1 pseudogene is annotated in these 1,587 nt (G+C 67.5%); it reads right to left on the reverse strand.

The window, feature by feature from the left end:
• Positions 1 to 11 precede the first annotated feature (11 nt).
• A pseudogene (locus tag NA4_RS43170) lies at positions 12 to 1,466 on the reverse strand (NF041680 family putative transposase).
• Between the last annotated feature and the right edge of the window lie 121 nt (positions 1,467 to 1,587).

The raw sequence follows: 1,587 nt of genomic DNA on the forward strand, positions 1-1,587 counted from the left end.
AAGCTTGTTGTTTAACCAGTTCGGCGGGGTTTGGTGCCCTTCTTGTGGTGTTCCGGTCGGGTGTATGCCTCGCCGGTGGCCAGGATTCGTCCGACGTCGGGTCGGGCGGCGCGGTGGCTGTTCTTCGAGCCGGAAGGTCGTCCCGGTCCCGGGTGGGTGGGTTTCGGTGCAGCGGCTGGAGAGCTGGTCTTCGCGCGGATGTTGCGAAACCCGCGCCGGACCCGTGCGGGTGTAAGCTTTTGTGGCGCAGCGGGTTTCTCCCACGGTCGGCGCAGATCGGTGGCCAGTGGGCGGCCCAGGCGGAGCTGGGTGTAGGCCACCAGGATGAGCCAGGTCCAACGGTCGGCCGCCTCGGGGCTGCGCAGCCGTGGCCGTGTCCATCCGAGGGTTTGCTTGAGCATCCGGAATGTGTGCTCGATGTCGAAGCGGCGCAAGAACATTTGCCAGCAGCGGTCGATGTCAGCGGCGGTGGCGTCGACGCCCGACCACCACAGCCACACCGGTTTGTTGACCCCGCCGCTAGGCAGGTGGTCGACGGTCAGCCGGATGGCGGTGCCCTCGATGATCGGCAACGGCCCGTCGTGGCCGACCCAGGCCGAGCGGCGGGTGAGCATCGGATGCAGCCGGTTCCACGCCTGTGCAGTCGCCGTCCCGTAGAGGCGGGTTTCGGTGCTGGTCACGATGTGTTCGGTGCCCCAGGTGGCGGGGTCACCGAACACGAACTCGTCACCGTGCTTGGGCGGTCGGCCGCCTTTCGGGTCGTGGCGACGCGGTGGGGTCGCCCGGCGCAGCACCCGGTCCGACCTCATACGGGCCAGGATCTGCACTGGCAGATCCACCAGCAGGTGGGCGATGCGCGGCGCGTCGTATCCTGCATCGAGCACGACGAGGATCTCCAGATCACCCTCGCGTCACTGCCCGGCGGTGATCAGGCGTTGCACGACCTCACGGATCTGGGCGATGGTCACCGCGGCGACATCGGCCCCAGGCGCCAAGCGCAACGCGTCCAGCGGAGCGGTCCACGAACTACGCCCGGTTTCCAGGGCCACCACGATCGAATACGGCCAGCCCGGGATCATCCGGTGCTCGTTCTTGCCGCGCCCGTAGGTGTGGCAGAACGAGCGATCCGGGCAGGTCGCGCCGTCCGGGCGCAGCCACGGTGACACGTCCACAGCCAGCACCAGACGGCCATCAGCGGCACGCGGCAACCGCAACCCTGCCAGCGCCGTCCGCAGCCGGGTGACCTGCACCCGCCCGCAGTTCACCGCGTCATACAACGCACCATGCCCACGCCGATGCTCCGGTGCCAGCGACAACCCCGCCAGCGAACGAACCGGCCCCTCGGCACACAACACCGCGTCGCACAGTTCGAACAACGCATCCGCCCGTCCGGTCAGGCATTCGTAGAACTCCCGCCGGAACGCCACCAACTCCCCGAGCGGGCCTTCGCACCCGTCGTCACGCATACTGATCACCGCAGCCCTTGGCTCGAACTTCCCTGTCTCGCAGCAGGAATCATCGACCAAGGGCTGCTCACATGATCAACCGGGGGCACACTACTGACTCCCGGAGGTTAAAAGGCAAGCT

Origin of the sequence: Nocardia amamiensis NBRC 102102 (assembly GCF_001612745.1) — a bacterium.
Classification (GTDB): Bacteria; Actinomycetota; Actinomycetes; order Mycobacteriales; family Mycobacteriaceae; genus Nocardia; species Nocardia amamiensis.